The 5608-nt window shown below is 43.1% G+C and carries 3 protein-coding genes; all 3 read left to right on the top strand.

The window, feature by feature from the left end; translation table 11 throughout:
* Nucleotides 1-897: glycoside hydrolase family 30 beta sandwich domain-containing protein (locus tag U9Q77_02075; protein ID MEA3286151.1), on the top strand; the 897-nt coding region annotated here is incomplete at its 5' end.
* 154 nt (nucleotides 898-1051) lie between these two features.
* On the top strand, nucleotides 1052-4321 hold the full coding sequence (locus U9Q77_02080) for a hypothetical protein (GenBank protein MEA3286152.1): 3270 nt from the start codon (nucleotides 1052-1054) through the stop codon (nucleotides 4319-4321).
* A 39-nt stretch (nucleotides 4322-4360) separates the two neighbouring features.
* Nucleotides 4361-5608 (top strand): glycoside hydrolase family 3 protein (locus U9Q77_02085; GenBank protein ID MEA3286153.1); only part of this gene is annotated, 1248 nt, incomplete at its 3' end.

Raw genomic sequence — 5608 nt, forward strand, 5'->3', positions numbered from 1 at the left:
AACAATGGTCAATGGGAAAGCATGCATTTTACACCTGAATCGCAGAGCGAATTTGTCCAGAACCACCTGGGACCGGGCTTGGAAACAGCTGGATACTCCAATACTAAGCTACTCGTTTATGACCAGAATCGTGATGGACTTGAACATTGGACCGATGTGATATTTCCTGCAGATCAAGCAAATAAATACGTCTATGGTGTGGCTGTACACTGGTATGAAAGCACATTCAAAGTTTATGAAGAGGTGTTTGACAGGGTACATGCGAAATTTCCAGATTACACCATTATTCATACTGAAGGTTGTATCGATGATCTTGGTAAAAATCCGCCAGAAGGAGTCCTTGATCCTCAAAAATTCAAGGAAACTGACTGGTTTAATAATGATGACTTCTGGTGGGATGATAATGCAACGGATTGGGCTTATTCGGTTACCTGGGAAGGTGTGGCAGTAGAAGACCATCCAGCCTATACACCAGTGCATAGGTATGCTCGGAATATTATTGAAAGTATTGATCATTGGGCAACAGGATGGGTTGATTGGAATATCGTTCTCGATAAAGATGGTGGACCCAATCATGTAGGTAATTTCTGTGGTGCCCCGATCATGATCGACAAAGAATCTCAGTTTGTCTACTATACGCCAATTTTTCATGTCCTATCACAATTAAGCCGAAGCATTCGACCAGGCGATAAAGCGGTCCAGACGCATCAGGTGACGGATGAGCTGGGCTCAGATGATTTACATAGCTGCGCAACCATCAATGATAAAGGTATGTTGAGTGTTCAGTTACTGAATACTAGTGCAAAATCTATTGAGTATCAACTGCAAGTGGGGAAGCAGTATGCGGTGATAGAAATTCCTGAAAATTCAGTACAGACAGTGAGGGTACAGCTATAAAAAGACCAACAAATACTGGTAGCTCGACACGATCATTACGATCCAATATTTTGGGGACAACATCAATAGTGATTCAGCTTAGATATAGTAAAAGGTAGATGCAGTGACACACTCCCCCAAAACAAGTTTCAAATTGAATAAAGATGGCAAGTTTGTGATAAATAATTACAACTCTGCAAAACCATTCTCAAGCTTCTTTCCAGGTATTGCTGGTAAAATGGGCGTACCGATGTGGGTCTTTTATGTAAATCGTGGACAATGTATTTGCAGCATGGGTGTTCAGGATAAAGAGAATCCAATCATGGAGTTTCTCCCAGCCAATTGGGCATATCAATTGGTCTCTACCCAGGGATTCAGGACATTTCTTAAATTTCCGAAAGAATCGGACACCAATTATTATGAACCCTTCCAGGAGCACTATCGCGATCGAGAGATAATCAGAACTCAAACCATGCATATTGCGCCATCGCATTTGACCCTGGTTGAGGAGAATGAAACCCTCGGGTTGAAGTTTAGGGTTGAGTATAATTCTGTCCCAGAGGACAATTATGCCGGTCTCATCCGCAATCTAAGCATTACTAATCTGAATAACTTGAGCATCAGCTTTGATGGTCTTGATGGTTTACCCCTGATTATCCCATACGGGATTGGTAATAATGGGTTAAAACAGATGCGCAGATTGATGGAAGCTTTTGTCGAGGTTTCTAATTACGACCAGATTGCACCCCTGTTCAAAGCAAAAGTGGAACCTGCAGATCGACCTGATGTCCAGCTGATCCGTAAGGGTAACTTCTATCTGGGTTTTGAAAGTGGGTCAGAGGGGAATAGGCTCTTGCAACCAGTTGTTGACCCACAATGCATCTTTGGATCTCACAATGATTATAGCTTTCCTGCCAGATTTTTAGAAACCACTGGATCAGAAATATTTGACGGTCAGGCTTTTGAAAACCGATTGCCATCTGCGATGAGTCCATTTAGTAAAACATTGGAATCAGGAGAAACCTATACCCTGACATCCATTGTCGGACACATAGATTCAGCTGAAGAATTAAATAGTATGCTTCCCCGAGTTTCTAAAAACGAATACCTGGTGTCAAAAGTTGAGACCAGTATCAATATTATTGACAATCTGACCCAGAATAGTCTGGTGGTCAGTGAGGATCTAACATTTGATATGTATGTTCGGCAAAACTTCCTTGACAATGTTCTGCGAGGTGGTTTTCCCTATACCCTGAAAGGGAAAAAAGGCCAATCCGTCTTGCACCTTTATTCAAGGAAGCATGGCGATCTTGAGCGTGATTACAATGATTATCGCATTACACCAAGTTTTTATTCTCAAGGCAATGGCAATTTTCGAGATATCAACCAAAACCGACGCTCTGACCTCTTTTTTAATCCTGATGTAGGATCAAACAATCTGGAACACTTTGTCAATCTGATTCAACTGGATGGATTCAACCCATTGGTCATCAAGGAGCTCCGCTATAGACTGAATGCTTCAGACACTGCATTAGAAGTGGTTAAGTCCAATCTGGGGAAGGATTTGGCCAAATCCATAATCTCCTTCATGGGAGAAGCCCATACCCCTGGTGAGCTATTGAAATACCTCAGCAAGCAGAATGTGGAATTTCCCCAAAACGCTGACGAGTTCCTTGGTGATCTACTACCCGCTTGTCACAAAATACACGAAACAGATCATGCAGAAGGCTACTGGTCTGATCACTGGACCTATAATTTAGATCTGTTGGAAAACTACCTGGCCATCTATCCCGATAAACTCCAATATATCCTTTTTGTGAAGCAGGATTTTACCTTTCATGATAGCCCCTACCATGTACGCCCACGAGATGAAAAATATGTAATCTGGGATGATAAGCTGATGCAGCTCGGAGCGCTTGCTTATGATGAAAAAAAAGCAGCGCAAATTGATGCCAGGAGTCATAATCAAAAGTTAGTCCGTGTGAATCATGGAACTGGCAAAATTTATCGCACAAACCTGTTCACTAAACTTATCTGCATTATCACTAACAAAATGGCTTCACTGGATCCATCAGGGATTGGTGTCGAGATGGAGACAGATAAACCAAACTGGTACGATGCTCTAAATGGTTTGCCGGGACTCATGGGATCGAGTCTCAGTGAAACCCTGGAGATCAAACGGCATATACAGTTTCTTCTGAGCGCTGTCAGAGCTACTAAAAGTCCGACGCAGACAATTCCAATATTCAATGAATTGCTGAGCTTCATGACCGCCATGCAGAAGCTTCTAAGAAAAAATTTCGATGCCTTTGATTATTGGGATCAATCCACAACCCTGAAGGAAAATTTCCGGGAGATGACTCACCTGGGTATCAGCGGTGATGAGACATCCATTGGAATAAAAAGAGCTGAAAAATATTTGCAGGATTGCCTGCAATACCTGGAGGTAGGAATAGAACTGGGTTGGGATGCTGAAGGAAAAATCCCCATGACCTACCTCTATCATGAAGTACTTGAGTATGAAATCATAGAAGTCACAAATTCAGATGGGATTCAAGTGACTCAGACTAATGAAAAAGGTCTGAAATGTTTCAGGGCAAAAGCTTTTAAAGGACACCAGCTTCCGCATTTCCTGGAAGGGCCTGTTCACTTCTTACGTTGCCTCCCAGAACACAAGCAGGCCCGGAAGCTGGTACAAAACATTCGCCAGAGTGATCTCTATGATCAAAAACTAAGGATGTATAAAGTGAACGCATCTCTGGCTGATCAGCTCATGGAAATTGGTCGGGCACGTGTGTTTTCACCGGGTTGGTTCGAGAACGAATCCATCTGGCTTCATATGGAATACAAATATATGCTGGAGATGCTCAGAAATAAACTTTATGAGGATTTCTTCAAGGATTTTAAACATGTGTTTATTCCCTATTTACAGCCTGAAACATATGGCCGGAGCATCCTGGAAAATTCATCTTTTCTAGTGAGCAGTGCCAATCCTGATCCTGGTTTGCATGGTGCCGGGTTTGTAGCTCGACTAAGTGGGGCCACAGCGGAATTCATTCATATCCTGAATGAAATGATGATTGGATCCAATCCATTCTTTACAAGCAAATCAAGTGAGCTTCATTTCACCTTGAAACCGGTTATCCCTGACTGGTTGTTTACCAGCCGGGAGCGACAGATCAATATTAGCAGGGAGGGAACTGCCGAGCAAGTTTCAATTCCTGCCAACAGTTTCAGCTTCATGTTTCTGGGTAAAATCCTCATCACTTATCACAATCCAACCAGGAAAAACACCTGGGGTGAAAATGGTGTTGCACCTATGTGTTGGAAAGTTGTCGATGAGAATGGGATAACCCACCAGATCAGTGGAACAACAATAGATAATACATACGCCAGTTTGATTCGAGACAGAAAGATCCATCGAATCGAAGTTGAGCTTAGTTAGAAATATTAGAATTATTTTACAAGTATCAGGAGATTTTAAATGAGAGGGACGGAAGAAAGAATAGCTGAATTGATGTCCAAGATGAATCTGGATCAATTGGTCGGTCAGATCGTCCAGCCAGAACGTCAATTTGTAACTCCTCAACAGGTTAAAGACTTTCACATTGGATCTGTGCTCAGCGGGGGTGGATCAACACCAGGCGATAATAAGCCTGAGGATTGGATCGCAATGAATGATGAATATTGGGCTGCCTCCATGGAAGCAGATGATGAGCACCTGGCCATCCCCATAGTTTACGGAGTTGATGCTATCCATGGGAACTCCAATGTCACCGGGGCCGTGGTCTTTCCACATAATATCGGTCTTGGTGCAACAAAAGATCCTGACCTGCTAGAAAGGGTTGCCCGGGCAACCGCTCGAGAAATTGCAGTAACGGGTGTGGAATGGACATTTGCACCCACACTGGCGGTGGCAAGAAATAGCCATTGGGGTCGCACCTATGAAAGCTATAGTGAGGATCCAAAAATCGTTTCTCAATATGCCCCACGTTTTGTTTCCGGGCTTCAGGGAGATTTTGGTGAAGAATGTGTGATCGCGTGTGTAAAACACTTTGTTGGAGATGGCACCACTGTTCATGGAATCGATCAGGGTGATGCTCAGATTGATGAAGAAGAGTTGCGCCGATTGCATATTCCACCTTATCAGGCGGCTATTGATGCAGGTGTATTGACTGTAATGGCTTCTTTAAATAGTTGGAACGGCCTTAAATGTCATGAACATCGTTACCTGCTAACAGACATTCTCAAAGATGAATTAGGCTTCAAAGGCTTCATCGTTTCAGATTGGGATGGGATAAATATTCTCTCAGATGACTTTGGCAAAGCTGTAGAACTGGGTCTGAATTCCGGTATGGACATGTTTATGGTCACTGAGAAGTGGGAAGAATTTATTCAGCATACCAAGACGCTGGTTTTGAGTGGCAGAGTTCCCAGAAAACGATTAGAAGATGCTGTCAGAAGGATACTTAGAGTTAAAATCGAATTCGGTTTATTCGATAAACCAAGACCTGCAGATAGAAAACTCTCAAGGAAAACAGAGATCTTTGGATCCACAGAGCATCGAGAAGTCGCTCGTGAGGCAGTTCGTAAATCTTTGGTAATGCTAAAGAATGATGATGCCCTCCTCCCACTAGCTAAAGATGCCCGGATTCTAGTAGCTGGGAAAAATGCCAATAATCGGGGTCATCAGTGCGGGGGATTTACAGTTAACTGGCAGGGCGCCACCACA

The sequence above is a fragment of the Candidatus Neomarinimicrobiota bacterium genome (genome assembly GCA_034716895.1).
In the GTDB taxonomy this organism is placed as follows: Bacteria; Fidelibacterota; UBA8477; order UBA8477; family JABMPR01; genus JABMPR01.